Genomic DNA, 24,885 nt, shown 5'->3' on the forward strand with positions numbered 1-24,885 from the left:
AGAAGAAGTGGGACGCTCGGCCCCACTTCTTCTTTCTACATTATATACTGTTAACAAACGCTTTGCAAAGAAATTACTTAAGTTCTATTACTGCTCCTACCTCTTCAAGTTTCTTCTTCAAATCCTCTGCTTCTTCTTTTGTCGCTCCTTCTTTAATTGGCTTCGGAGCGCTCTCGACTAGATCTTTTGCTTCTTTAAGACCAAGGCCAGTAATTTCGCGAACAACCTTAATGACCTCTAACTTCTTCGCGCCAGCTTCTTTAAGCACTACATCAAAAGAAGTCTTCTCTTCTTCTGCAGGAGCGGCTGCTGCAGCCGCTGCAGGGGCAGCTACCGCCATAGGCATAGCCGCTGAAACACCAAATTTGTCCTCAAGAGCCTTTACCAGCTCTGCCAACTGAGAAACGGGCATTTTTTCAATTTCACTAACGATTTCTTCTACAGTCATGTTTTAATTACCTCCTTTATTATGCAGCTTGTTCCTTTTTTTCTTTTACTGCTTGCAATGCATAAACTAAGTTCCTGTAAGGGCCTGAAAGGACTGTAACAAGACCCCTGATCGGGGAAGCAACTGCCCCGACAACCTGAGCATAAAGCTCTTGCCTACCGGGAAGAGCAGCAACAGCATCAATTTCTGAAGCTGGAACCCAACGGCCTTCTAGAATTCCACCCTTTGGTTTTAAAGCCTCATGTTTTTTCGCTTGATCCGCGAACGCCTTAAATGCCGCCAATTCATCCGTGTTTGATAACAAAATCGCTGTTGTTCCTTTAAATAAAGAGCCATCTACAGTAAGACCACGGTCTTTTAAGGCAAGCTCCAACAAACTGTTCTTGATAACCTTTACCAGCAGGTTATCCTTTTTTAGGTCAGCTCTCATAGCTTGCATATCTTTGCTTGTGAGGCCTTCAAATGAAAAGAACACAACACTTTGACTGGCTTCCAACCAGTCCTTTAGTTGAGAAACCAATTCTTCTTTCTCTGGCCGTATCCTGGTTACATATGTCAACGTATCACCTCCTTATCAAAAAGGCCACCGACGGTATGCCGGTGGCCTTTCATTTTTCCACTCAACAACCTCCGCCGGTAGCCCTTACGGGCATTTAAAACCGACTTCTTCGGCTTTTTTTGCACTAATATTTTAACATACTAAGCTTGTTTCTTTAATGACTCCTCAACAGTCTGTCTCGGATCCATCTTTACAGATGGTCCCATGGTACTGCACATTGACACAGCCTTAACGTAAGTACCCTTGGACGTAGCAGGTTTTGCATGAACAATAGCAGCAGTCACTGCATAAAAGTTATCCAAAAGCATCTGAGCGTCAAAGCTTGCCTTTCCAATGGGAACATGGACATTACCGGTTTTATCATTTCTAACTTCAACTTTACCAGCTTTGAATTCTTTAACTGTCCTTTCAATATCCATCGTTACTGTGCCTGTTTTTGGGTTAGGCATTAAGCCACGAGGTCCAAGAATTTTTCCCAAACGTCCTACAGTACCCATCATATCGGGCGTGGCAATAACGACATCAAAGTCCAACCAGCCGTCTTGAATCCTTTGAACCATGTCATCCGCGCCAACGTAATCAGCACCAGCATTTGTAGCTTCGGTTACCTTTTCGCCTTTTGCGAGGACAAGTACCCTTACAGTTTTTCCTGTACCATGCGGAAGAATGACAGTAAAACGCACATTTTGCTCTGGATACTTTGGGTTTATTCCAAGCTTGTAATGAGCTTCTACTGTTTCATCAAACTTCGCAGTAGCCAGTTTCTTGACAAGTTCCACAGCCTCTGATGGGCTATAAACTTTGCTCAAGTCATATTGTTCCAATAATTGCGTCAATCTCTTAGCCATATTTCTATTCACCTCCTGTGGTTTACCGAGCACTGTGTGCTCTCCCACGAATTACCTTCACGAACCGTGCTTATTCAATAACCTCTATGCCCATGCTTCGCGCTGTACCTTCAACAATACGCACAGCAGCTTCAATGTCATCAGTATTCAAATCTCTCATCTTTTGCTTAGCAATATCTTCAACCTGCGCCCTTGTGACCTTACCAACATGGACTTTATTAGGCTCGCCAGAACCCTTTTCCACCTTCGCGGCCTTTTTAAGTAGAACAGACGCCGGTGGAGTCCTTACTTCAAAAGTAAAGCTCTTGTCAGCATATACCGTTACGTCTACTGGTACCAACACATCACCGATATTCGCCGTTGCCGCATTGAAACGCTTGATAAACTCCATTATGTTCACGCCACGTTGTCCTAATGCAGGACCAACTGGCGGAGCTGGAGTGGCTTTACCGGCAGGTAGCAACAGCCTAAACTGAGCAGTTATTTTCTTAGCCAATGCCAATCACCTCTTAATTTCTCGGTTAACTTTTCTTTCTTACTTGCACAGCGTCAAGGTCTGAGACAACTTCCCTACCAAACATACTTATCTTAACAAAGACTTTCTGTTTTTCGTGATCAACATCCACAACTACACCAGAGAGACCTTTCAGAGCACCGTCACGCACTTCAACTTCATCGCCTGTTTGTAAGTCAACTTTAACAGCTTCTTGTTCTCTACTCTTCTGCAAGACTTTTTCCATTTCGTTATCTTGTACGGGTATCGGTGTATGATCTGGAGTTGATATAAAACCTCTAACTCCTGGAGTATAGCGTATGAGTGACCATGTTTCCGGATCAATGACACCCTTTTCAGGATCTACTTCGACTTCTACAAAAACATAACCAGGATATATAACCCTCTGTACCCTCTCTGGTTTAGGTTTTTTGCCGCGATACTCAAGTCTCCACTCTTTAGGCACTAATACATCCGTTATTGACGTATTACCAGCATTTTCCGCTCTAAGCTTAATAGCCTCTGCAACTGGAGATTCTTTGCCGTGGACAGTTGTTACGATATACCATTTTTTCATATCAGCATTTGTCCTTTTATCATTTCATCAACAGAGGCAATAGTCTGGCAAACCCCATATCCAATACAGTAACCAGTGCAGCCCAAATACCAGAAAATACGATGATAGCCAACACAGCATTGATCGTCTGTTGTCTAGAGGGCCAACTAACCCTTCCGAGCTCAACCCTGGCACTATGGAAAAAGTTCCTTATAGATGTGCCCCACGTCCGTTTTTCAGTCACTCGTTTTTCAGCCATTTAGCATCACCATTCATTAGAATATTGGCAGGGGCGGAGGGAGTTGAACCCCCAGCCTGCGAATTTGGAGTCCGCTGCTCTGCCAATTGAGCTACGCCCCTTCAACCCTATCTTGTTTCCTTGTGCAACGTGTGTTTCTTGCAATTAGGGCAGTATTTCTTAAACTGCAATCTATCATTATTTTTTGTTTTATCTTTCTCCGTGTGGTAATTTCTGTGCCCACACTCTGTACATTCTAATGTTACCAGCACTCTCATATATAATCACCTATTCCAAGAGCTTGGTGATAACACCGGCTCCTACGGTTCTTCCACCTTCACGTATTGCAAACCGTAGTCCTTCTTCCAATGCTACCGGGTATATTAGTTCTACTTCAAACTCTGCATTGTCTCCCGGCATTACCATCTCTACTCCTTCGTCTAGTTTTATGGACCCTGTTACGTCTGTTGTCCTTATGTAAAACTGTGGCCTGTATCCGTTGAAGAATGGTGTATGCCTTCCACCTTCCTCTTTCTTCAACACGTATACCTGCGCCCTAAACTTCGTGTATGGCTTCACTGACCCTGGCTTCGCTATTACTTCTCCTCTTTCTACTTCCTCTTTCCCTATGCCTCTTAACAATAACCCTACATTGTCTCCTGCCATAGCTTCATCCAGCGTCTTCCTGAACATCTCTATCCCTGTTACTACCGTCTTCCGTTCTCCGCCCCTTAATCCTACTATCTCTACTTCTTCTCCTGCTTTCAGTTTCCCTCGCTCTACTCTTCCTGTTACTACGGTCCCTCTTCCTGTTATGCTAAATACGTCTTCTATTGGCATCAGGAACGGTTTGTCTATCTCCCTTACAGGATCTGGTATGTAACTGTCCATCGCATCGATTAGTTCCCATATGCTGTCTACCCATGCATCTTCCCCACGCTTCGTCTGGGGATTCTTGTTCAGTACTTCTAATGCCTTTAATGCTGATCCCTTTATTACTGGTACCTCATCACCTGGAAATCCGTACTTGTTCAATAAATCCCGTACTTCCATCTCTACTAACTCTACCAGCTCAGGATCATCTACCATATCTGTCTTGTTTATGAACACTACCATCGCTGGCACGTTTACCTGCCTCGCCAACAACACGTGCTCCCTCGTCTGAGGCATAACTCCATCTGTAGCCGCTACTACCAATATCGCTCCGTCCATCTGCGCAGCACCTGTGATCATGTTCTTTATGTAGTCTGCGTGCCCTGGACAATCTATGTGTGCATAGTGCCTCTTGTCTGTCTCATATTCTACGTGCGTTATGTTTATTGTGATTCCACGCGCTTTCTCTTCTGGCGCCTTATCTATGTCGTAATATCCCATCGGCTTCGCATATCCTACTGCTGCCAATGTCTGCGTCATAGCCGCCGTCAGCGTCGTCTTCCCATGGTCTATGTGACCTATCGTCCCTACATTTACGTGCGGTTTCGTCCTCTCGAATTTCTCTTTCGCCATTACTCTTCACTCCTCCTCGACACTTGTTAGAACCAATACTGGAGCCCAGGACCGGACTTGAACCGGTGGCCTTTTCCTTACCAAGGAAACGCTCTGCCGACTGAGCTACCTGGGCTCACGTGGAGCGGGAGACGGGACTCGGACCCGCGACCCTCAGCTTGGAAGGCTGATGCTCTACCAACTGAGCTACTCCCGCTCTTTTGGTGGGGAGGGGTGGATTCGAACCACCGAAGGCTTCCGCCGAGGGATTTACAGTCCCTTGCCTTTGGCCGCTCGGCAACCTCCCCGAACTTGGCACAGACCATATTATAACATATGGTCGTCACATGCTTTCTGCCATGCTGAACAAACAAGCATGGAACATCACTGTTAATAATATATCATCAGTGATTCCTCAATTCAAGTACCAAAATGAACGATACCGGCTCTTACGCTATTTAGAACTCCGATGGATTCTTCTGTTCGCCCAAGCATGAACGGTTGAGCGAGCAATTGTACATTAAACAAAGGAAGCGATGAGGAGAAACAATGGAGCCGGCGTTGGGACTTGAACCCAAAACCTGCTGATTACAAATCAGCCGCTCTGCCGATTGAGCTACGCCGGCACTGTTTTTTATTATAAAGCATGAGAAGCAGGTTTTCAACTTTACATGCTTTGTATAGCCAGACTAATTTATGCGAAAGCTGATAAATACTCTGCTAATATATAAAACGAACTCAATGTACGCAAACATTTTTCGTGATTTGGGAGAAGTGATACTGATGAAAACAAAGTATATGACCCTTGCAAGGATTTATAGCATATGAAAATTGATACCTATTTTTTGACATATTTGGCGAGAGATTTAGATCGGTATTTTCATGATGCCAAAGTTACTGCTGTCTTTGAGGATAATCATTTTTTCAATATCGACACTTCAATGGGAGGTATATTGATATCTCTTTACCAACCTTTTCCTATAATAGGTCGAGGTATTCTACCGACAGATCACAAAAATAAGAAGCTAACAGATATGATTGCAAATCTGCACATAAGCACGGTCGATTGCACCGGTAATGATCGAATCATCAGAATACAAATGCAAGATAGGCTCGGCATAATGAGTCGGATGATAGTAGTAGAGCTCATTCCTAACTATGCCGCACTATTGGTCTTGGAGAACGGAAGAATCATATACGCTTCGAGGGAAAATGGAGCAGGAAAACGTACTTTCATTGAAGGGCAAGTTTATCATGCTCCAGAGCAGACAGGAAATAAGTTCTTCCACCCACAAAGGGAATACTTTTTACAAAATCTACCTGAAAGTGCGAGAAACATCCTATTCAATCACTTAAAGAGGACAGATCTAAAATCAATCGTAGTTGGAAGGGATTTAGCTTGGCCATCACCGGCGGAAGGTGAAACAGCCTTAGATATAGCCACCATTGAGATAAGCAAACAGATAGAATCCTATCTTAATAGTTTAAAAACAAAGAGTGAAAAAAAGGAAAAAGAAGGAACTGTTCAGAGAGAAGAGATCTCAGAACAAGAGGAGGCAGAGAAGATTGCCCGCTTAAAGCGCTTAGGGCAAGCTCTTTTATCTGTCCCTGTGCAAAGCGGAGGCATAATCCATATTACGGATTGGACAACTGGGGAAACAATGGACGTTGATATAACCGGATATGCTGATACAGTAGATGCAGCAACATCTTTTTTTGAAAAAGCCAGACGTTTAGAAAAGAAAGCCATAGCACGCAAAAAGCACAACGTGTCCACGTTACAGCCTCATAAAGAACCTTATAAGAAACCTTTTAAACGCATAATTGTAAATGATATGCCGATATACATCGGACTTTCCGCAGCAGGAAACGACTTTATAACCTTTTCTTCTTCACCCAAGCACTGGTGGTTTCATGTTAAAGATGGAACAGGCGCTCATGTAGTTGTAAGAGCAGAGCACATTACAGAAGAGTTGTTATATACTGCAGCACAAATAGCAGCCTTTCATAGTTCGAAAAAAGACGAACCTAAAGTAGAAGTAGTATACACACAAATAAAAAATGTTTCACGACACCATAAGAACAAGAAAGGACTGGTTAATTATAAGGACTACACAACGATTCTGGTTGAACCTATGTCAGAAGATTCGTTGAAAACTTCTACTTAAGCACTTTTAATGTTTCCTGAAGTAGTTTCGCGTCGTTGGTGGCAGTTACATTGACGTCCGGCGTTAGACCTACCTTATTTATGGTCGTCTTGTTTGGAGTAAGGTACTCAGCTATAGTAACCTTCAACGCACCCTCGCTAAGAGGCTCAAAACTCTGTATCTCACCTTTTCCGTAAGTCTTTTCACCTATAAGCTTTGCCCCGATGAGATCTCTGAGAGCACCCGAAACAATTTCAGATGCTGAAGCAGAACCTCCATTAACCCATATGGCCACAGAACCTGTGAACAGTTTAGAGCCACCAGGAGCTTTAAGAGGCTTAATATCTTGCTTGTCTTTTTCATATACAACCACTTGGGCAGGAGCAAAATAGCCAACAATTTTCCGCGCTTCTTCAACCATGCCTCCGGGGTTATCTCTCAGATCAATGATAAGTGAAGATGCCCCGTCTGCTTTTAGCTGAAGTAATGCCGACTTAAATTCTGAAGAAGCACGATTATCATAAAACTGCCTTAGAGAGATATAACCAACCGTTGGAGTAACCATTTTTGAATCTGTGACCGCAGGTATTGATACTTCCTCACGTTTCAGTTGAACCGGAAATGTCTTGCCATCTCTGAGAATGTCCAGAGTCACCGTAGTACCAGCTTTTCCCATTACCATAGAAGAAACTACATCCACAGATACTTGACCAACAGATTTACCATCAACAGAAACTATTACATCGCCACTTTTCAAACCAGCACGGGAGGCAGGAGTATTTGGGAAAACAGCTTGTATAACAATCTGATCGCTCACTTTACCAATTGCAACTCCTATACCGGTGTAAGTTCCTTCAAGATCTCCCTGAAGTTGGGTCAACTCATCGGGAGTAAGATACTCAGTCCAGGGGTCCCCTAACGCCGCCGTGAGCCCTTTGGCCGCACCATAAATAAGTTCTTGATCAGATGGAATAGTCGTGTAATAACGTTGTTGTAAAACAGCTTTTACCTCATCCAAAAGTTTGTAATCTCCAGCTTGAAGTACTATAGGCCCACCTGTGGTAAGAACACCAAGTACATAACCTGCTGTAATACCAACAATTAGAATAAGGACTAAGACGCCTGAACTGAACGATTTACGATTCATACGTCACCATTGCTTTAGAATTGCACAAACTTAGCTGGGTTTGTCGGTTCGCCCTGAATACGAATCTCGAAATGTAAATGAGGGCCCGTTGCCCAGCCTGTAGATCCCTCATATCCAACTACACTTCCGGCGGATATTGTTTGTCCAGACTTCACGGCGATTCTGGACATATGGGCGTAAACCGTTCCATAACCATCTTGGTGATCGATGATAACACACAACCCATATCCCGTTTTCCATCCTGCCCAAATCACTTTACCTGTTCTACTCGCTTTTATGGGTGTTCCATACTGATTAGCAACGTCTATACCGGTGTGAAAATCCTTTCCAGACCCCGTAAGAGGATTTATACGCCACCCAAATGGGCTTGTAATAACGCCAGACATTGGTTTAAGAAAGCCTGTTGATTTAGACGTTGAAGTAACCTTTGTACTTGCGAGCATTCTTTCTATTTCTGCACTTACTTCCGCTTGTTGCTGTGTAATCATGGCTAACTGCGAAGAATACTTCGATTGTTCCTTCTTAAGTTCTGCGTAGAGTGACTCTCGTTCGTCATATTTGCTTTGAAGACTAGCAAGCTGCGTGTTCAAAGAAGCGATAGTCTGAGCAACTTCGTCTTTTGCATTAGCCAATTCTTCCCGTTTAGCTTGTAATTGTTTCACATTATCTTCATATGATTCCAATTTGTCGTTTTGACCTGAAAGAACTTTCTGCAGAGCGTATGTAGCTAATTCGGGGTTAACGGATGAGGTGACTACAAGGACAAGAGCAGAAGGTGCTACTTTCTCCCATTTATACATGGTGACTAAGGTGCTCTCCATGTTGGATCGTTCCTCTGTTATTGTCTGTTCCAATGTCTTAATCTGGTTATCAAGCGATGCTATTTGGTCTTCCAAAAGGTCTCTGCGTTCAACCAACGATGACGATTGCTCTTCGATCTTTTCTATTTGATTCTGCAAGTCTACAAGCGTTTGAAATACATCCTGACTCTGGCTTTTCACTTGGCTTAGTTGTTGTTGCGCTTGCTCTTTTTGCTGTTTAAGCTGTTGGCTCTTCTTTTGAAGGTCACTGTAGGTGGTCGCATCACTCCGCAGAGGAATAAAACATATAGCGCTAACACTGAGCGCTAAACACAAACAGATTACTTTACGTACCCACTTAGAGTTCCAACTCACTACTCGTCACCTCCCTGATACTTCGGTGCATTGCAAGATAAGCACCGCCTATAACAAATATCAAAGCCACTACTGCACTAAGGATTACGTAAGGTTCCCAATTTGAAAGTGGAACAGTCATACCAAACAATAACCCGTTAATGACATTAACTAATTTTACAACCAATGGAGCAGCATATAGCCCAAATATTACAGCTGCTATAACACCAACAATGGAAAAAGACAAAATATATATCAAAAAAGGCATAAGTAAAAACCGTGAACTGGCGCCGAGCAATGAATACAAGGCCAGTGATTCTCTCTGCTTTAGAACCTCTGACTCAACTAAGAGCATGGCCAGAATAGCTATTACTGCAACCATCACGATAAGTATGGCGAATATTGCCTTGTACAAGCCAGAAATAAAAGATGCCACACTTTCCGCCTGCTCATAAGGAGACAGCAAATCCGTAACATAAGTAGCGGTTCTCATATCATCTATGAACGTTTTCATACTATCAAGATTTGTGAAATGTATTTCAAATGAGGGCGGTATTGGGTTCTCTGATATGTTATCGAAGAGCCAGCTGTACTGGGATAAGGAGGCTTTAAGTTCCGTTAAAGCCTGATCAGAGCTTACAAAAGTGACCTCTGAAACACCCGGACGTTCAGCAAAAGACATTCTAATAGACTGTATACGTTCCTGAGGTAATGACTTATCGATAAAAACAATCGTTTGGAGCTGGCTCAAGGCGCTACTTTGTATTTTTTGGAACCACGTAGACGTACTAAAAGCAAATCCTCCAACCAACGTTGCGATAATTATGAGGCATGCAAGCACGACACCTTGACCGATATTAGCTCTAACGAGCCTCCATGCCCATACGACTTCTCTAAGTATTCGGTTAAGCAAAAGATTTGACTTTTCTGGCATCGAAAACAATTCTTCCCTTCTCTAGTCTTATCACTCTGTTTCCCATTTCCGCAACGAGTTCCACGTTGTGGGTCGCAAGTAGTACGGTAGTATTCATATTCTTGGCTAAAGATTGAATGGTGTTTATAAGTTCTCTCGCTGTGTTCAGGTCGAGATTTGCCGTTGGTTCATCGGCTATGATAAGCTCGGGTTCATGCAAAATAGCCCTGGCGAAAGCAACTAATTGTTTCTGGCCACCCGATAGTTCTTCAGGCATAAAATTCTTCTTATCCAAAAGTCCAAGTTTATACAACATCGCTTCAGCCCTACGCTTTACTTCCGGCACAGGATAATCTCTTACTTCTAAGCTCATAATCACGTTTTCGTAGACAGTTTTGTCATTCAAGAGGTAAGACCCCTGAAAAATGACACCTGTCCTTAAACGCAAATTACGTATATCTTTAGAGCCGCCACTGGCATCGAGATGGTGACCCAATATGTCTACATAACCTGAAGTAGGTTTTCTGAGCCCCAGAAGAATATGAAGCAATGTTGTTTTGCCCGCTCCTGTAGGACCTATTAGGTAAACGAATTCCCCGCGATGAAGTTCAAAACTTACCCTACTAAGTGCTGGCTCATAGCCTTTACCGTATATCTTGGTAACTTCTTTTACACTAACAATAGGATCCATTTCAGTCTGACTAATCATCTAATGTCTCCATTTTTACGCCTTGTAAGTACTTTACCATAAAATCCAATATGTCTCCATCCATAACATTCTCCACATCCCCACGAGAATAACCTGTTCGGTGGTCCTTTACTAAATTGTAAGGGTGAAAAATGTACGATCTGATCTGATTACCCCAAGATGCTGACTTTACGTCTCCTCTTATTTCTTCAAGTGACTTCTTGCGTTCTTCTTCATAATATTGGTGCACACGAGCTTTCAGTATGCGCATTGCACGTTCTCTATTTTGTAGTTGCGATCGTTCTTCCGTAACAGTAACAGAAATACCTGTGGGTTTGTGCGTAAAACGCACACCTGACTCAGTCTTATTCTGATGCTGTCCGCCTGCACCACCACTACGGAACGTCTCAACTTCTATATCATCAGGGTCTATTTCCACCTCTGCATCTGCCACATCAGGCACGACATCCACGAGAGAAAAAGACGTATGACGTCTGTGATCAGCATCAAATGGGGATAACCTGACTAAACGGTGTACACCCTTTTCGGCTCTCAAATAGCCGTAAGCGTATGGCCCTCTAACAAAGATGGTACTTGACTTAACTCCTGCTTCTTCTCCACGTGAGACATCTACTACTTCTGTAGAGAACCCCATCCGTTCAGCCCATCTTAGGTACATCCGCATAAGCATTTGCGTCCAATCCATGGCATCTACACCGCCAGCACCAGCATGCAACATTAATATGGCATCGTTCTGATCATAAGGTTCCTTGAAAAGGGTAACTAGGCGGAAAGTTTGAATACGTTCATTTAATTCTCTTACAAGCTCCCACGCGTGCTGTTCTAGCTCGTCATCATGTGTTTCCTGAAGGAGTTCTATAGCCGCATCTAAATCCCTTAGCAAACGCTCAATTTGTTCTACTCTGTCGAGTTCTTCTTCTAATTGCTGTACCTTTCTCCCCAAGGACACAGCTTTATCAGGATCAGACCAAATATCCGGCTTTTCGTAATCTTTCTTTACATCTCTTAAAGCGGCTTTCTTACTCTCGATATCGATGTTTGATAGTACTTCTTCAAACTCCGATCGAGCAACATCGCGAGATTGAATGATTTCTTCCAAAGTCAACGACTGCGTCCCTTCCTTTTTGCATCTTTTTGTTCTCGTGACGTTCGTTCTTGCTGAACAATCCTTAAATTAAGAAAATATGTGAAGAAATCTTTGCGAACATTGCTAAGCATTTCTTCAAACATGGTGGCTGCTTGATATTGATACTCCACCAGCGGGTCTTTCTGACCCAAAGCTTGCCACCCAATTCCCTGTTGAAGGTATTCCATATTCTGAAGATGGTTTATAAAATTCCAGTCCATCACTCTTAACATAACTTTTTTATCTACATCGGGATCAACAGCATTCAATTCGTTTTTCTTCTCGTGGTATGCGTTTATCACAGCTTTACTTATTGCGTCTTTTACTTCTGTATCACTCATGCCCTCTAAGTTTTCAACATGTATACCGAGAGCAAGCAATTGTTTTTCCGCTTCATCTGCATCCTTACCAATATCTTCTGCAAAATGTTCTGCTAATCGAGTAACCATAGCTTCAATGCTGTCTAATTCAAGTATCTGCCGTCGTTCTTTATAAATATATTCTCTTTGTTGCCCCAGAACATTATCATAATCAAGTAAATGCTTTCTTATTTCATAGTTATAGCTTTCTACGCGGTGTTGAGCAGTTTCTATGGCTCTCGTGAGTAATGGATGTTCTATTCTATCATCCTCTTCAACGTGCAGCTTATCAAAGATGTTCTTTAGCGTGTCTCCACCATATAGTTTAAGAAGTTCATCTTCTAACGATAAATAGAATTGAGAGCTTCCTGGATCTCCTTGTCTGCCACTTCTACCTCTAAGCTGATCATCTATTCTGCGAGCCTCGTGTCTTTCGCTTCCAATAACATGCAAACCACCAAGATCAGCAACTCCTTCACCAAGCACAATATCCACACCACGACCAGCCATATTGGTAGCGACAGTTACAGCATTTTTTTGTCCTGCTTTTGCTATGATTTCTGCTTCCTTTTCGTGATATTTCGCATTCAATACCTCATGAACGATGCCCTCTTTCTTAAGCATCTTGGACAATTTTTCAGATTTTTCTACAGACCGTGTTCCTACAAGGACAGGTTGTCCCTTCATGTGACGGTTTTTTATGTCTTCAACAATAGCTTTGAATTTACCATCTTCAGTACTATAAATAACATCAGGCAAATCTTCTCTTATCATAGGTTTATTTGTAGGGACAACTACAACGTCCATGTTATAAATACCGCTAAACTCATTTGCGGCGGTGGCAGCAGTACCTGTCATACCAGCAATTCTCTTATAAAGCTTAAAAAAGTTCTGGTAAGAAATCAGTGCCAGTACCTGAGATTCTCCTTTAACCTGAACGTTCTCTTTTGCTTCAATAGCTTGGTGTAGACCATCACTGTAACGCCGGCCGTACATCAATCTACCCGTGAATTCATCGATAATGATAACTTCTCCATCTTTAACGATGTAGTCCACTTCCGCTTTATATAGATATTCAGCACGTAACGCCTGAAGCACTTTTCTTAGAAGATCAGCATTCTCAGGTGAATACAAGTTGTCAAGTTTCAAATACCGTTCTACCTTATGAGCACCTGGCTCCGTTAGTATAACGTTTCGTTCCTTTTCTTCCAACTCGAAATCGTTTCCCGGGACCATCCGTCTTGCCAACTTAGCCAATTCATAGTATATACGTGTATCTTCTTGCCCAGGTCCACTAATAATTAGTGGAGTACGTGCCTCGTCTATAAGTACAGAATCAGCCTCATCGATGATAGCGTAATCGAGCCCCTGCTGGACAATATCACCTAAACTTAAGGCCATGTTATCTCGTAGATAATCGAATCCAAACTCGTAGTTCGTGCCATAAACTACATCGGCAGCATACGCTTCTCTTTTTTCCTCAGAGCTTTGGTTGGTATATATGTAAGAAGCCCTCAAACCCAAACCCTCGTATATAGGCCTCATCCAATTAGAATCGCGCTTCGCTAAGTATTCATTTACTGTGACTACATGCACTTTGTGGCCAGAAACAGCCATAGCATATACAGGCAATGTAGCGACAAGTGTCTTTCCTTCGCCTGTTTTCATCTCTGCTACTTTGCCCTCGAATAGGACTTTGCCACCAATAAGCTGAACATCAAAATGCCTCATGTTTAGCCTGCGCTTTGCTACCTCACGAACTACAGCAAACATTTCTGGCAACAGATCATCTAACGGGCGTCCTTTTGCAAGCATATCTTGGAAATAGAATTTGCGTTGCTCTAATTCTTCATCGCTCAAACGCGATGTTTCTTCTTCAAAAGCATTTACTGCATCGACAAAAGAATAATACTTCTTTAACTTTCTATCCTTGGAAAATGATTGAAACCAGTTAAGCATTATTCTGTAAGAACCTCTATAACACCATATCCTTGTTTACGGCGTTTGTAAACAATTTTTGGATTCCCGCTATCAGGGTCCATAAAGACAAAGAACGTGTGTCCCAATGATTCCATCTGAAGTACAGCTTCTTCTTCTGTCATAGGTTTCACTGCAAAACGTTTTCTTCTTTCTATGGACGGTTGGCTAAAGTCTTCAACTTCGTTCTCATATGTTTCTTGGATTACCTTATCCTGTCTCCCCGCTTGACGTGAACCAAACAGTTTCTCTTTAAACCTCTTTATATTTGATTCAAGTTTATCGGAAACTTTATCGATTGCCGCGTATAAATCCGGATCTTCCATTTCAGCTCTAATTAACTTACCATTCGCATCTAAGGTCACTTCGACATCAAAAACAGGTTCACGAGATTGCCTTTCTTTTTCAATGACCACCTTTACTTTCAGAATACGATCAAAATATCTATAAACACGCCCTATTTTTTCCTCAACATACTGTTTAATAGCAGGTGTAAGCTCAATGTTCTTACCTACCATTTCGATGTTGACGTTTTCTTCCTTCATCTTTATCCCCTCCTTATAGTTTTTATACCCATGTTGGCGATCTAAAACCTTCACCCACTACGCGGACGCCTTCAACCACAATATAAAAGCTATCAGCATCAACCGTTCTTATTATCTTTTCCATTTCATCTGTTTCTGACTGCGACACGCACACAACAAGGCCTTTTCTTTCCTTCTTTTGATAACCACCCCAGGTCTGTACGAGAGTAGCACCTCTTCCTAAGTTCTTATCCACTTCCGACAATATATCTTCATGCTTGTCACTAATTATAAAGAACACACGGTCTCTTATGAAACCTTTTTGGACCATATCCACCGTAGCACTTCCTACAATAATGCTGAGAATAGCGAGCAAAGCGACATCTGTACTCCTAAAAACGAGAGCCATTATGGTGACTACGGTTCCGTCAGCCATAAAGATGGACTGCCCGATAGAAATACCCGTAAATTTATTGATAATGAATCCCACAATATCGGTCCCACCAGTTGTAGCTCTTCCCTTAAAAACCAATCCAAGCCCTATGCCAGTTAATGCACCCCCATATAGGACGCTTAAAAGCAAATCATTGGTAATGGGATTTACATAATACTTGCCAATAATATTTACAAAAAAACTTAGCAAGAAGGTCCCTATAAGCGTTCCCGTGCCTATGTGAGAACCAAGTATCATAAAAGCCAAAGCAAAAAGGAATAGGTTCATAATCAACATCCATGTGCCGATACTTAAAAACGGGAAGAAGTGATTAACAATAAGTGCCAAACCACCCACTCCTCCTGGAGCAAGGTTGTGTGGGAAAAGAAATGCCACCATACCAAAGGCAGTTATCGCGCATCCTAAGACAATGAGTATTAGTTCTGAAAAACGAGGTACAGATCTTCTAAACGAGTCTATCATATGCTTCTGTTCCTTATTCTGCGTCTACTCTTAATAGGCGGTATTGTTCTTTAAGACGAATATAATCTAAAGCGTTATCTTTTATACCTGCAATCTCTTCTTCGGACAGGGTCCTTACAATCTTAAAAGGGTTACCTACCACTAAGGAACCGGATGGAATTCTCTTCTTTGGTGGAATTAGTGAGCCTGCTGCAACTAAAACATTATCTTCAATTACCGCTCCATCCAAGACGATTGCGCCCATACCTATGAGTACATTATTGCCAATACTGCAGCCATGCAAAACGGCTCCGTGGCCCACAGTAACGTAATCACCAATTTTTACGGGTAGTTCATCCGTGACATGAATAATGGCGTTATCTTGGACATTTGTACCCTCTCCGATATAGACAGCGTTGATGTCTCCTCGGATAGAAACAAACGGTAAAATAAAAGCGTCCTTGCCGATATAAACTTCCCCTGAAACAAATGCCATACTATGCACAAAAGCTGTCTCATCTACAACAGGGATTTTTTCTCCGTATTTGGATAGCATACATATCCCTCCTAACTAAATGGTGGAGACGACGGGACTCGAACCCGTGACCTCTGCCATGCCAAGGCAGCGCGCTCCCACTGCGCCACGTCCCCACGTGTAATTTATCTTAACATAAGCCTATCTTACCTGTCAAGCAAAGCGCTTATTAAAACAATACGTTAATATCAACCACGCTTAGATTATCAGTAGCTCCATCAAGATAGTATTTATCCAGAAGTGTCCTCCAAACACGCGGCGGTTCCATGCGGAAACATTCTTCCAGTTCATCGTCCGAAAACACATCATAAAGACCGTCGCTAAAAATCATAAAACGCTGCCCCAAAAGTGGTCTTATCACTTTTACAACGAGTTGTAAATCTTCTTTGTCAGGTACCCCACCAATACATTGGGTAAGAATGTTTCTTAAAGGATGTTTTCGCGCTTGTTCCTTTGTTAGTACACCCTTTTCAACCAAATCAGCAACTACAGACTGATCCTTGCTCAACTGTAAGAAGCTATTATCGCCTAACGCATAAACGCGGCTATCACCAACATTAAAAACAGCGGACGTCTGTTCGGCAAACCAAACGCCCGCCAACGTTGTTCCCATGCCTTTAACATCAGGGTGCGATGAACTGTATTGCATTAGCGAAGAATGGGCAGCTTTTACGCACTTTTCTAAATCCAGAATCGTTTTCCATTCTCTCCAATGGGTAGCCAAAAATTCTAATACCATGCGGCTTGCGATTTCTCCACCACCAACACCGCCCATGCCGTCGGCAACAGCAAAAATTGCATTTCCTGCGATATAGCTGAATTGAATAGGTTCATTCATATCTTCGTTGCTTATAACATCGTCATTGATAAGAATAGCGTCTTCATTGTTTTCACGAACCAAACCCTTTGCTGTTAAATACCACCCCGTCAAGGAAAAACTTGTATTCTCGCCATTCTCTCCCATAGTAACACTATTTTAAATCCTACAATGTAAAAACTGTATTCTACATGTTATAATGGTTACACCTTCTTATCAAGAGCGGTGGAGGGAATGGCCCGAAGAAGCCCGGCAACCAGCGAGGGAGAAAACCAAGCATGGTGCCAACTCCTTCTGCATCTTGATGGTGCAGAAAGATAAGAAGGTGAAGCGAATCCCTCCATTAAGTAAGAGGGATTTTTTTTGTCAAAAATTTGCCGATTTGGAGGTGCAAAATTGATGAAAACGAGGAACCACAGATTCACTTCTGAATCTGTCACTGAAGGACATCCAGACAAGGTTGCAGACCAGATATCAGATGCTATATTAGATGCTCATCTGAAAGGTGATCCACAAGCACGAGTCGCTGTTGAAACAACAGTAAAGACAAACCTCGTAGTACTCGTTGGAGAAGTTACATCAAAAAACTATGTGGATTATGTTGGGGTAACAAGGCATGTGCTTGAGCATATAGGTTATACTGATCCAAGTTTAGGATTTAGCGTTCAAGAAAACATGTATGTCGTAAACATTCAGCACCAGTCAGAGGATATCGCTTTAGGTGTGGACAGGTCATTAGAAAGTAAAAGTGGCGAATTGGAAGATGAGCTTGGTGCAGGCGATCAAGGCATGATGTTTGGTTACGCTGTTGACGAAACAGAAAACTACATGCCGCTAACCATAGAACTCTCACATGCATTGACAAAACGCTTGTCGGAAGTCAGGAAACAAAAGTTGGTTGATTTCCTTCGCCCTGATGGAAAAGCTCAGGTTACTGTTGTTTATGACGGCCTGACACCTATAGAAGTGGAACACGTTGTTGTATCTGCACAGCATAGTCCAGATGTTCACGAGAACACACTAAGAGAGTTTATCGTTGAAGAAGTTATTAAGAAAGTCATTCCTTCGGAACTGCTTACAGACAGAACACATTTTCATATAAATCCTACTGGGCGTTTTGTAACAGGAGGGCCCAATGGCGATTCCGGTCTTACAGGTAGAAAAATCATTGTGGACACCTATGGATCTCGTGCTCCTCATGGCGGCGGTTCCTTTAGTGGGAAAGACCCAACAAAGGTCGATCGTTCTGCTACATACGCAGCTCGCTATTTAGCAAAGAATATTGTTGCTGCTGGATTGGCACGCGAGGCGCTTATCCAACTGGCTTATGTAATCGGTGAAGCAAAACCTGTTTCCATATATGTGGATACCTTCGGCACCGGCAACGTAGACGAAGGCGAGCTTGAACGTTACTTAATGGAACAGGATTACATCGAACTTACACCGAAAGGCATTATAGATAAATTTGGACTTCAACATCCAGAAGGATGGAATTATCTTGATACTGCTGCCTATGGTCATTTTGGTAAACCACACTTCCCATGGGAACAACTCGACATGGTCCCCATACTTCAGGAGTACTTTTCCGTTAATGCATGCACAAACTGTTAGTTGCTCTTAATAATAGACTTTTTGGAGATGCTAGCCTTGCTTACGCAGAAGGCGATGCATCTCCTGGAGATTTAGTTAGTGTTGATTTTTACAACAGAAAACTTAAAGGCATAGTGCTAAAAGAGACACCGGCGCCAAGAACTGTACCCTGTAAAATCCTTCAAGAAGACTTTGCCCCGGACTGGCTAATAAACAGAATCTTGGAGGTACTTGAAGAGTACCCTGTTAATGCCTATGAATTGCTTGAACTTGCACATAATTGGAAAGAAGAACCTCGTACTATCTTACATATAAAAGCCTACAATTACGTTCCACGAGGACAAAAGGAAAAAGAACTTCTTAAGCTTCTAAGGAACAATTCTGTGGAACTGACTCATTCTTTATCGAAAAAATATGGAAAGCAGATAGAAGAACTTGCTAAGCTTGGGGTTCTTGAAAGAACCACTATAAAACCTGATAGCTATGCTATGGTCTACGCACGATTAGTCGCTCCTTCTCTATTAGTTTCTAATGCCATATATGAACACTTCGGTAATAAGCCTTTACCCCTCTTGTTTTGGAAAAAACTTCTTAATCCATGGACAGTGGAAAAGCTAAGAGAAGAAGGTTCATTGATAGAAGAAACACATGTTATTAAGCGCTTTAGCGTACCGGTAAGCAATGAATTACCGCGTTTAGAAAACATGCCGGACAAACTTGAGGATCTTCACATGTATTTGCGATTTCTTCTTGAGCATGGGCAAACCACTCTAGTCGTTTTCCCTTCTCTGCAAATGGCACGATCATATGCCAGACTACTCATACAGGAACGAATACCAGTTGTACTCGATTCTGGTGGGTACACGAAATTCTTGCAAGACGCATTTTGCAAAACAGGTGGAATTGTAATAGGAACTCCTCGTACCGTATTAAGGCCATGGAAAGACCTTAGACATGTAATAACGGTTTTTCAATCGATAGATAGCTTAGCGATTAGAACAGCAAGTCAACGCATTGTCTTGACAAACTTTGTACCGGCACAAATCATTGAAGAAATCAAACAAAATGAGGAACGTACTTGCATTGTGGAAAATGTAAAAGGCACAAAAGATGTAGATATTCTCGCGTACCTGAAAGATTTGCAATCAGCGTCAAAAAAACAGCTCTATTTGGTAAACCGTTTGGGATTCTCTACATCCATTCAATGTGACCATTGCGGCTACATCATTCCATGTCCAAACTGCGGAGTCCCCATGCGTTATCATAGACGTAACAAACAATTAGTTTGCCATCGATGCGGTATGAAAAGTAGTGTACCCGATAAGTGCCCGAGATGTGGAAGTGTAGCGTTAGAACCAAACGGTATTGGGATAGAAAGATTGGAACTGCAGCTTGAAGAAAAAGCTTTTGCACAAGAACGCGATCTATCCAAGAACACTATTATTACTACATCAAAAATATTCCGTTATTTGCCCAAACAATTGTTTGATGATGCTTTCTACGTATCTGCAGATAGTGACTTAGCGACCCCTGTACCGATACCTGAAAAAGTATTCTTAAAGAACTTATCATCCATCAAGATGTGGTTAAAACCTGATGGCGTTTTGCACATAATAACCAGAGATCAAGAACGTATAAACAATATTTTAGAAAACGGCGAAACAATCGTTGCGGAGAGTGCACAATCATTAGGATTGCCACCACTGGGTCACTATATTGAATTGGAACTAAACAGTGATGATTTTGCGTTGGACGGCGCTGTGGTATGGGGACCTGTTCCCATAAGGAAGTCTAAAACGTTTAAGTATTTCATAATCACGGATAAAAGCCCCAAGGAAGTACTTTCTCGCGCTCTTACCAAAGCACAGTTTATCAGTTTTGATGTGTAGCAAACGGGTCTGGGTTAAGCCAAACACGTATTAGACTAAGTCCCTGGGCAGGTACACAGTACTTAGCATATTCTTTTCCAGAGAGAATAGCATCTATCGATTTTACTTCACGTTTGCCCCAGCCTATTTCAAGAAAAGTCCCCACCATAAGTCTTACCATGGCATAAAGGAAACCGTCCCCCACGAAGGAAAAGTACATTCTTTCTGGTGTGCACATCATGTTTATATCGTAAATGGTGCGCACTGTTGTTTTCACGTCAGAACCTTTCTTTGAAAAACACACAAAATCATGTGTTCCTACGACTTTTCTTATGGCGTCGCAAACAAGAGTGCATCTTTCAGGTGGTATTGCTTTCATGTATGCAAAGTACTCGGAAAAAATAGGTGACAATTTTTCTGTAGTAATGGCATAAACATATTGCTTCGCCACTGCATTCTTTTGTGGATGAAAATCATTGTCCACTCTTGCTAAAGATAGTATTCTGATGTCCATGGGTAGATTTCTATTGAGGATGTACATAAGCCTTTCGGGAGTAACGTCATCACGACCCCAAAAAGCAATAGGCATCCCCCAGGCGTGAACTCCAGCGTCTGTTCTGCCTGAAGATAATACGACTGTACGGAACGTATTTACTCTGGAAATGACTTCTTCCAGAACATTTTGAACAGCTAAGCCGTTCTTTTGTTTCTGAAAACCTGAATAATGTGTTCCTTTAAACTGTATAAGAGCAGCGTATTTTACCACGTGACAAGCCAATATCCTCTTAGGTAAATGCATGCGCATAGGATAATTGCGGATGCTGCCAATATGCCTAAATCCGTTGCGGCAAACTTTGCTACTTTGTATTTTGTTCGTTTAACTCCAGGTAGGTAACCTCTTACCTCCATTGCAACAGCTAAATCTTCGGCTTTCATAAATGCGCTTACAAACAATGGAATAATAATAGGAACCAGCTTCTGAACTTTTTCAAACAGATTCCCTGTTAAATTGAGACCTCTTGCTTTTTGCGCTTTTAGTATTCTGTCGGCTTCGTCTGCCAAAACAGGAATGAAACGCAACGCTATGGTCATAATAAGAGAAAATTCCTCCACGGGTACTTTTATTGCTTCCAGCGGTTTAAGAAGTGTGTTGAGCCCGTCAGCTAAATCTACAGGTGAAGTAGTAGCGGTCAAAACAGTGGATACAAAGATGAGAAAGAACAATCTCAAACCAAAAAAAACACCTGTTATCGTTCCCTCAGTTTTAAATGCGATAGGGCCTATTCTAAATAAAACATTCTGACCAGTAAGCAATGCATTAAAGACAAAAGTAAATAAAACCAAGATGAGAACCGCCCGTGCACTTCTGCTATAAAATCGAAGCGGAACACGTGAAACAACCATCAAAAACGCTAATACGGTAAATAAAACGGCCATCACAGCAAATGACTGGGATAGAAAAGCAGCTATAATCAAGATTAATGTCATGATTATCTTGGACTCTGCTCTGGCTTTGTGCAGAATACTTCCACTGGGTATATACTGGCCAACAACGACTACATCTTTGAAAGCCATTACCTACCACCATCTAAAGCACTCAATAATTCTTGAATAGTAAGTGTTACTGGAAATTGCATTGTTTTTCTAAGTTCGCACGATATATCAGCTGCCACAGGTGGCTCCAAGCCTATCCTCCGGAGTGTATTAACGTGTGAAAACACTTCTCTTGGCGTGTCTGCAAACACCACGTCACCGCTGGATAGGGCCAGTACCCTATCAGCTAGCACAGCTTCTTCCAAAGAATGCGTTATAAAAATGACTGTGCGATTCCCGTTGCTATATTGTCTCAACCACTCCCAAAACATCTTTCTCGATGAACCATCTAAACCTGCCGAAGGCTCATCTAATATGATTACTTCGGGGTCGGAAACCAGAACGGAAGCCAAGGCAACTTTTCTTTTTTCTCCTCCTGATAATGTAAATGGTGACCTATCTTTAAACGCTTCATAAGAAAGGCCTGAAACCTCCAGTGCATGCACAACACGCTGTTCTATATTGTCCAACCCAAAGTTTTTGGCAGCATAAGACACTTCTTCAAACACAGTTTCCGCAAAAAATTGATATTCGGGGAATTGAAACACGAATCCTATGCGGCGCCTAATGTTTAAGGGAATGTCTTTCGGATAGTTCCATGGATTTCCGAAATGTTTCACTATTCCTGTTGTAGGAGAAGTTAATGCAGCCGTTACTTGAGCCAGTGAAGTTTTTCCAGAACCTGTATGACCCACTATGGCAACCCATTCCCCCGCCCTGATCCGCAAGGTCAATGGTTTTACCGCATCGACTTGCCAAGGAGTACCATAATCGTAGCTTAATGAGACATTTTCGAGCTCAATAACATAGTCGCTTTCAGCAGGCTTTCTTTGGTAATCGGCCAATCTACTCGTACTCCTCTCTGCATTAATTCCTGTGCTAAAGTAATTTCGTCGGGAATGACTACATTGGCTTTTTCCATGATGTCGCCTCGTGACAAAAACTCAGGCACTGAGCCGGAAAAAATCATTTCGCCTTCACGTAAAGCGTATATTGAATCTGCCATCAGTGCTTCTCTAAGATCGTGTGTAATCCAAAGCACTCCAACAGATTTTGATAGCTCCAATGCAGTGTTTAAGACCTCATGCTTTCCCACCGGATCCAAGAGCGCCGTAGCTTCATCAAAGATGATGTATGATGGTCTCAAAGCAAGTATACCGGCTATCGCCAAACGCTGCTTTTGGCCACCACTTAGCGCTTGTACAGAACGATGCCTAAGGTCCCACAGGCCAACCGTTTTCAAACTGCTTTCCACGCGAGCAGCTATTTCAGGTGAACTCAAACTCAAGTTCTCTGGCCCGAAAGCTACATCCTCCTCTACAATGGAGGAAACAATTTGGTTTTCAGGGTTTTGAAAGACGATGCCAACTTTTGTTTGGTATTCTCGCTCTATGGAGGAAATATCACGTCCATCCAGAACAACACTTCCCGAAGAAGGAACAATTAATCCCTTCGTTATTTTTGCAAGTGTGGTTTTACCTGCACCATTTCCACCCATGAGGGCAATGAATTTTCCAGAGGGGATTGATAAAGAAACGGACCGGAGAATTTGCCTATCCTCCAGCCCGTAGCTGATTTGTTTCAGTTCAATCATTTGCTCCAGCGCACTATGGCTGTAGGAGCTCCATCACCTTTTCTGAACCCTGTCTTCAAAAGAGATGTATAACCGCCATTTACTTCTGAAAACCTTGGAGCTATTTCTTCAGTGAGCTTATGAACTAATTCCCTATCAGCCAACTGCCTCTCTATAAGTCTTATGTGCTGTAAATCCTTAGCCTTTGCGTCTGTTACAAGCTTGTCTGCAAATCTTTTTAATTCTTTTGCTTTAGGCAGCGTGGTCTCTACCTGCCCATAAAGCACAAGTTGTTTTGACAACGTCCGCAGAAGAGCCATTCTGGCTTCAGTTTTACGTCCAAGTTTACGGCCATCAACTTTATGCCTCATCTTCTGTATTACCTCCTTCTAAATATGCTGATAACTTATCTTTAATCTCTTCCACTCTCACTGCTCCAATACCAGGAATGGCTTCATTCCTATCTAAAACGGCAACTAAATCCCTAATAGTTGATATGCCTGCTTTTTCTAAATGTGTCAACACTGCTCGTGACAGATTAAGAACATCGATGCTCGTATCCAGTTTTTCATCTGAAGCTTCAGGCTCAACCGCCACTTCTTCTACATCTGTAGATTGTTTTGCCTGTGCGATACTACCAAATTCCTTACTAAGAAACTCTGCAGCCTGGCGTATAACTTCAGCAGGATCGGCAGCAAGTGTCGTGTAAACACGAAGTTCCAAACTTTCAAAGGTACCTGGTTCTTCCACAATGGCTGGAGTAACATGAAACTCTGCTCTTCTTACAGGCGAGAACGATGTATCTAAGTAAATTGTTCTGAATGGGAACTGGTAGAGTTTTTTATTGTCGTCAACAGTCTTGTAACCCACCCCGTTACTAACGTAGATTTCCATATAAAGTTCCTGGTCATTGGAAATAGTTAATATTGGTTGATCAGGGTTGAGTATTTCTATGTCAGCATCAGGGACAATGTCCTTAGCTGTGATTTCGGCAGGTCCCTTCGCTTTTATGTACAGAACCTTAACGCCATCGCCATGGTAATTCAGCAACACCTTCTTGAGATTAAGCCCGATAGTCAAACCATCTTCTACAATACCGTCAAGAACCATAAATTCGTGTTCCAGGCCTTCCAAGCGAAAACCGAGAACGCCTGTTCCACCTATTTGACCGAGCAGTACACGTCGAAGAGCGTTACCGATGGTAATACCCTCTCCCTCGGGTAAATTAGTTGCCTCTAACTTAGCAAATCTTTGAACTTCTCCCGTTTCACGGTCAGTAGTTCTCCCGAGGTCCATTATTGAAAATAACTTGTCCATTATCTATTCACCAC

27 protein-coding genes, 6 tRNA genes and 1 riboswitch are annotated in these 24,885 nt (G+C 42.4%); of the genes, 3 read left to right on the plus strand and 30 right to left on the minus strand.

The genetic code is table 11. From position 1 onward, the window contains the following. Positions 1–73 precede the first annotated feature (73 nt). The 13 genes from rplL to D890_RS0104105 all read right to left on the minus strand — a co-directional run bounded on the left by rplL (position 74) and on the right by D890_RS0104105 (position 5,253). Positions 74–448, minus strand: coding sequence for a 50S ribosomal protein L7/L12 (gene rplL / locus D890_RS0104050; RefSeq protein ID WP_018963243.1), 375 nt, complete (start codon positions 446–448; stop codon positions 74–76). A 19-nt stretch (positions 449–467) separates the two neighbouring features. Beyond that, complete coding sequence (rplJ, locus tag D890_RS0104055) at positions 468–1,007, minus strand: 50S ribosomal protein L10 (protein WP_018963244.1); 540 nt, start codon at positions 1,005–1,007, stop codon at positions 468–470. A gap of 140 nt (positions 1,008–1,147) precedes the next feature. Continuing rightward, positions 1,148–1,855: a 50S ribosomal protein L1 gene (rplA, locus tag D890_RS0104060; RefSeq protein WP_018963245.1), complete on the minus strand. Its 708-nt coding sequence runs from the start codon at positions 1,853–1,855 to the stop codon at positions 1,148–1,150. A 70-nt stretch (positions 1,856–1,925) separates the two neighbouring features. Next, positions 1,926–2,351 (minus strand): 50S ribosomal protein L11, encoded by a 426-nt coding sequence (gene rplK / locus D890_RS0104065; RefSeq protein WP_018963246.1) that lies wholly within the window; start codon positions 2,349–2,351, stop codon positions 1,926–1,928. A 25-nt stretch (positions 2,352–2,376) separates the two neighbouring features. Further along, positions 2,377–2,925 (minus strand): transcription termination/antitermination protein NusG, encoded by a 549-nt coding sequence (nusG, locus tag D890_RS0104070; RefSeq protein WP_018963247.1) that lies wholly within the window; start codon positions 2,923–2,925, stop codon positions 2,377–2,379. A 19-nt stretch (positions 2,926–2,944) separates the two neighbouring features. Further along, complete coding sequence (secE, locus tag D890_RS0104075) at positions 2,945–3,163, minus strand: preprotein translocase subunit SecE (protein ID WP_018963248.1); 219 nt, start codon at positions 3,161–3,163, stop codon at positions 2,945–2,947. A gap of 25 nt (positions 3,164–3,188) precedes the next feature. Further along, positions 3,189–3,264 (minus strand) — tRNA-Trp (locus tag D890_RS0104080). Positions 3,265–3,270: 6 nt separating this feature from the next. Further along, the gene (gene rpmG / locus D890_RS07855; RefSeq protein WP_040363485.1) at positions 3,271–3,420 is read right to left on the minus strand and encodes a 50S ribosomal protein L33; all 150 of its coding nucleotides are present in this window, start codon (positions 3,418–3,420) and stop codon (positions 3,271–3,273) included. 10 nt (positions 3,421–3,430) lie between these two features. Continuing rightward, entirely contained in the window at positions 3,431–4,648 is a 1,218-nt protein-coding gene (tuf, locus tag D890_RS0104085; RefSeq protein WP_018963249.1) for an elongation factor Tu, read from the minus strand. A gap of 39 nt (positions 4,649–4,687) precedes the next feature. Then, positions 4,688–4,763: transfer RNA gene (locus D890_RS0104090), tRNA-Thr, on the minus strand. A gap of 5 nt (positions 4,764–4,768) precedes the next feature. After that, a tRNA-Gly gene (locus tag D890_RS0104095) sits at positions 4,769–4,844 on the minus strand. A gap of 5 nt (positions 4,845–4,849) precedes the next feature. Continuing rightward, a tRNA-Tyr gene (locus D890_RS0104100) sits at positions 4,850–4,935 on the minus strand. A gap of 242 nt (positions 4,936–5,177) precedes the next feature. Continuing rightward, positions 5,178–5,253: transfer RNA gene (locus tag D890_RS0104105), tRNA-Thr, on the minus strand. Positions 5,254–5,451: 198 nt separating this feature from the next. Here D890_RS0104105 and D890_RS0104110 point away from each other — a divergent pair. Next, positions 5,452–6,795 carry an NFACT RNA binding domain-containing protein gene (locus D890_RS0104110; RefSeq protein WP_018963250.1) on the plus strand — a complete coding sequence of 448 codons (1,344 nt, stop codon included), beginning with the start codon at positions 5,452–5,454 and terminating at the stop codon, positions 6,793–6,795. On the opposite strand, the gene D890_RS0104115 is transcribed toward D890_RS0104110, so the two are convergent. The 11 genes from D890_RS0104115 to D890_RS0104165 all read right to left on the minus strand — a co-directional run bounded on the left by D890_RS0104115 (position 6,788) and on the right by D890_RS0104165 (position 17,077). Next, positions 6,788–7,921: a S41 family peptidase gene (locus D890_RS0104115; RefSeq protein ID WP_018963251.1), complete on the minus strand. Its 1,134-nt coding sequence runs from the start codon at positions 7,919–7,921 to the stop codon at positions 6,788–6,790. The two genes, D890_RS0104110 and D890_RS0104115, sit on opposite strands and share 8 nt — an antisense overlap. A gap of 14 nt (positions 7,922–7,935) precedes the next feature. Next, positions 7,936–9,096 (minus strand): murein hydrolase activator EnvC family protein, encoded by a 1,161-nt coding sequence (locus D890_RS0104120; protein ID WP_018963252.1) that lies wholly within the window; start codon positions 9,094–9,096, stop codon positions 7,936–7,938. Further along, positions 9,080–10,009, minus strand: a complete 930-nt coding sequence (locus D890_RS0104125; protein ID WP_018963253.1) for a cell division protein FtsX — start codon at positions 10,007–10,009, stop codon at positions 9,080–9,082. Before D890_RS0104125 ends, D890_RS0104120 begins: the two co-directional genes overlap by 17 nt. Next, positions 9,981–10,697: a cell division ATP-binding protein FtsE gene (locus D890_RS0104130; RefSeq protein WP_018963254.1), complete on the minus strand. Its 717-nt coding sequence runs from the start codon at positions 10,695–10,697 to the stop codon at positions 9,981–9,983. Before D890_RS0104130 ends, D890_RS0104125 begins: the two co-directional genes overlap by 29 nt. Further along, entirely contained in the window at positions 10,690–11,802 is a 1,113-nt protein-coding gene (gene prfB / locus D890_RS0104135) for a peptide chain release factor 2 (protein WP_018963255.1), read from the minus strand. The genes D890_RS0104130 and prfB overlap by 8 nt, the downstream gene beginning before the upstream one ends. Beyond that, positions 11,799–14,141 (minus strand): preprotein translocase subunit SecA, encoded by a 2,343-nt coding sequence (secA, locus tag D890_RS0104140; RefSeq protein WP_018963256.1) that lies wholly within the window; start codon positions 14,139–14,141, stop codon positions 11,799–11,801. The genes prfB and secA overlap by 4 nt, the downstream gene beginning before the upstream one ends. Beyond that, positions 14,141–14,704: a ribosome hibernation-promoting factor, HPF/YfiA family gene (hpf, locus tag D890_RS0104145; protein ID WP_018963257.1), complete on the minus strand. Its 564-nt coding sequence runs from the start codon at positions 14,702–14,704 to the stop codon at positions 14,141–14,143. The genes secA and hpf overlap by 1 nt, the downstream gene beginning before the upstream one ends. A gap of 22 nt (positions 14,705–14,726) precedes the next feature. Beyond that, the gene (locus D890_RS0104150; protein WP_018963258.1) at positions 14,727–15,599 is read right to left on the minus strand and encodes a YitT family protein; all 873 of its coding nucleotides are present in this window, start codon (positions 15,597–15,599) and stop codon (positions 14,727–14,729) included. 13 nt (positions 15,600–15,612) lie between these two features. After that, positions 15,613–16,134 (minus strand): gamma carbonic anhydrase family protein, encoded by a 522-nt coding sequence (locus D890_RS0104155; RefSeq protein ID WP_018963259.1) that lies wholly within the window; start codon positions 16,132–16,134, stop codon positions 15,613–15,615. Between the two features lie 20 nt (positions 16,135–16,154). Beyond that, positions 16,155–16,229, minus strand: a tRNA-Ala gene (locus D890_RS0104160). 53 nt (positions 16,230–16,282) lie between these two features. Next, positions 16,283–17,077 (minus strand): PP2C family protein-serine/threonine phosphatase, encoded by a 795-nt coding sequence (locus D890_RS0104165; RefSeq protein ID WP_018963260.1) that lies wholly within the window; start codon positions 17,075–17,077, stop codon positions 16,283–16,285. 63 nt (positions 17,078–17,140) lie between these two features. Continuing rightward, positions 17,141–17,254, plus strand: a riboswitch (SAM riboswitch). A 75-nt stretch (positions 17,255–17,329) separates the two neighbouring features. Here D890_RS0104165 and metK point away from each other — a divergent pair. Both metK and D890_RS0104175 read left to right on the plus strand, forming a co-directional pair. Next, positions 17,330–18,541 (plus strand): methionine adenosyltransferase, encoded by a 1,212-nt coding sequence (gene metK / locus D890_RS0104170; protein WP_018963261.1) that lies wholly within the window; start codon positions 17,330–17,332, stop codon positions 18,539–18,541. After that, positions 18,526–20,409: a primosomal protein N' gene (locus D890_RS0104175; RefSeq protein WP_018963262.1), complete on the plus strand. Its 1,884-nt coding sequence runs from the start codon at positions 18,526–18,528 to the stop codon at positions 20,407–20,409. The genes metK and D890_RS0104175 overlap by 16 nt, the downstream gene beginning before the upstream one ends. Here D890_RS0104175 and truA read toward each other — a convergent pair. Genes truA through D890_RS0104205 form a run of 6 tightly spaced genes read right to left on the minus strand, consistent with a single transcriptional unit; the run spans position 20,393 to position 24,871 of the window. Then, complete coding sequence (gene truA / locus D890_RS0104180; protein ID WP_245533139.1) at positions 20,393–21,187, minus strand: tRNA pseudouridine(38-40) synthase TruA; 795 nt, start codon at positions 21,185–21,187, stop codon at positions 20,393–20,395. The two genes, D890_RS0104175 and truA, sit on opposite strands and share 17 nt — an antisense overlap. Further along, positions 21,148–21,963 carry an energy-coupling factor transporter transmembrane component T family protein gene (locus D890_RS0104185; RefSeq protein ID WP_018963264.1) on the minus strand — a complete coding sequence of 272 codons (816 nt, stop codon included), beginning with the start codon at positions 21,961–21,963 and terminating at the stop codon, positions 21,148–21,150. Before D890_RS0104185 ends, truA begins: the two co-directional genes overlap by 40 nt. Beyond that, positions 21,963–22,826 carry an ATP-binding cassette domain-containing protein gene (locus D890_RS0104190; RefSeq protein ID WP_018963265.1) on the minus strand — a complete coding sequence of 288 codons (864 nt, stop codon included), beginning with the start codon at positions 22,824–22,826 and terminating at the stop codon, positions 21,963–21,965. Before D890_RS0104190 ends, D890_RS0104185 begins: the two co-directional genes overlap by 1 nt. Then, a complete protein-coding gene (locus tag D890_RS0104195; protein WP_018963266.1) occupies positions 22,760–23,575 on the minus strand; it encodes an ATP-binding cassette domain-containing protein in 816 nt (271 codons plus the stop codon). Before D890_RS0104195 ends, D890_RS0104190 begins: the two co-directional genes overlap by 67 nt. Continuing rightward, positions 23,572–23,925 carry a 50S ribosomal protein L17 gene (rplQ, locus tag D890_RS0104200; protein WP_018963267.1) on the minus strand — a complete coding sequence of 118 codons (354 nt, stop codon included), beginning with the start codon at positions 23,923–23,925 and terminating at the stop codon, positions 23,572–23,574. The genes D890_RS0104195 and rplQ overlap by 4 nt, the downstream gene beginning before the upstream one ends. After that, positions 23,915–24,871 (minus strand): DNA-directed RNA polymerase subunit alpha, encoded by a 957-nt coding sequence (locus D890_RS0104205; RefSeq protein ID WP_018963268.1) that lies wholly within the window; start codon positions 24,869–24,871, stop codon positions 23,915–23,917. The genes rplQ and D890_RS0104205 overlap by 11 nt, the downstream gene beginning before the upstream one ends. Between the last annotated feature and the right edge of the window lie 14 nt (positions 24,872–24,885).

The organism is Coprothermobacter platensis DSM 11748, from assembly GCF_000378005.1.
Taxonomy (GTDB): domain Bacteria; phylum Coprothermobacterota; class Coprothermobacteria; order Coprothermobacterales; family Coprothermobacteraceae; genus Coprothermobacter; species Coprothermobacter platensis.

What these genes read in the sequence shown, in the direction of transcription:
- rplL (WP_018963243.1), bottom strand. Translation starts at nt 448, where the DNA reads ATGACTGTAGAAGAAATCGTTAGTGAAATTGAAAAAATGCCCGTTTCT.
- rplA (WP_018963245.1), bottom strand. Translation starts at nt 1,855, where the DNA reads ATGGCTAAGAGATTGACGCAATTATTGGAACAATATGACTTGAGCAAA.
- nusG (WP_018963247.1), bottom strand. Translation starts at nt 2,925, where the DNA reads ATGAAAAAATGGTATATCGTAACAACTGTCCACGGCAAAGAATCTCCA.
- secE (WP_018963248.1), bottom strand. Translation starts at nt 3,163, where the DNA reads ATGGCTGAAAAACGAGTGACTGAAAAACGGACGTGGGGCACATCTATA.
- rpmG (WP_040363485.1), bottom strand. Translation starts at nt 3,420, where the DNA reads ATGAGAGTGCTGGTAACATTAGAATGTACAGAGTGTGGGCACAGAAAT.
- tuf (WP_018963249.1), bottom strand. Translation starts at nt 4,648, where the DNA reads ATGGCGAAAGAGAAATTCGAGAGGACGAAACCGCACGTAAATGTAGGG.
- D890_RS0104110 (WP_018963250.1), top strand. Translation starts at nt 5,452, where the DNA reads ATGAAAATTGATACCTATTTTTTGACATATTTGGCGAGAGATTTAGAT.
- D890_RS0104115 (WP_018963251.1), bottom strand. Translation starts at nt 7,921, where the DNA reads ATGAATCGTAAATCGTTCAGTTCAGGCGTCTTAGTCCTTATTCTAATT.
- D890_RS0104125 (WP_018963253.1), bottom strand. Translation starts at nt 10,009, where the DNA reads ATGCCAGAAAAGTCAAATCTTTTGCTTAACCGAATACTTAGAGAAGTC.
- D890_RS0104130 (WP_018963254.1), bottom strand. Translation starts at nt 10,697, where the DNA reads ATGATTAGTCAGACTGAAATGGATCCTATTGTTAGTGTAAAAGAAGTT.
- secA (WP_018963256.1), bottom strand. Translation starts at nt 14,141, where the DNA reads ATGCTTAACTGGTTTCAATCATTTTCCAAGGATAGAAAGTTAAAGAAG.
- hpf (WP_018963257.1), bottom strand. Translation starts at nt 14,704, where the DNA reads ATGAAGGAAGAAAACGTCAACATCGAAATGGTAGGTAAGAACATTGAG.
- D890_RS0104150 (WP_018963258.1), bottom strand. Translation starts at nt 15,599, where the DNA reads ATGATAGACTCGTTTAGAAGATCTGTACCTCGTTTTTCAGAACTAATA.
- D890_RS0104155 (WP_018963259.1), bottom strand. Translation starts at nt 16,134, where the DNA reads ATGCTATCCAAATACGGAGAAAAAATCCCTGTTGTAGATGAGACAGCT.
- D890_RS0104165 (WP_018963260.1), bottom strand. Translation starts at nt 17,077, where the DNA reads ATGGGAGAGAATGGCGAGAATACAAGTTTTTCCTTGACGGGGTGGTAT.
- metK (WP_018963261.1), top strand. Translation starts at nt 17,330, where the DNA reads ATGAAAACGAGGAACCACAGATTCACTTCTGAATCTGTCACTGAAGGA.
- D890_RS0104175 (WP_018963262.1), top strand. Translation starts at nt 18,526, where the DNA reads ATGCACAAACTGTTAGTTGCTCTTAATAATAGACTTTTTGGAGATGCT.
- truA (WP_245533139.1), bottom strand. Translation starts at nt 21,187, where the DNA reads ATGCATTTACCTAAGAGGATATTGGCTTGTCACGTGGTAAAATACGCT.
- D890_RS0104185 (WP_018963264.1), bottom strand. Translation starts at nt 21,963, where the DNA reads ATGGCTTTCAAAGATGTAGTCGTTGTTGGCCAGTATATACCCAGTGGA.
- D890_RS0104195 (WP_018963266.1), bottom strand. Translation starts at nt 23,575, where the DNA reads ATGATTGAACTGAAACAAATCAGCTACGGGCTGGAGGATAGGCAAATT.
- rplQ (WP_018963267.1), bottom strand. Translation starts at nt 23,925, where the DNA reads ATGAGGCATAAAGTTGATGGCCGTAAACTTGGACGTAAAACTGAAGCC.
- D890_RS0104205 (WP_018963268.1), bottom strand. Translation starts at nt 24,871, where the DNA reads ATGGACAAGTTATTTTCAATAATGGACCTCGGGAGAACTACTGACCGT.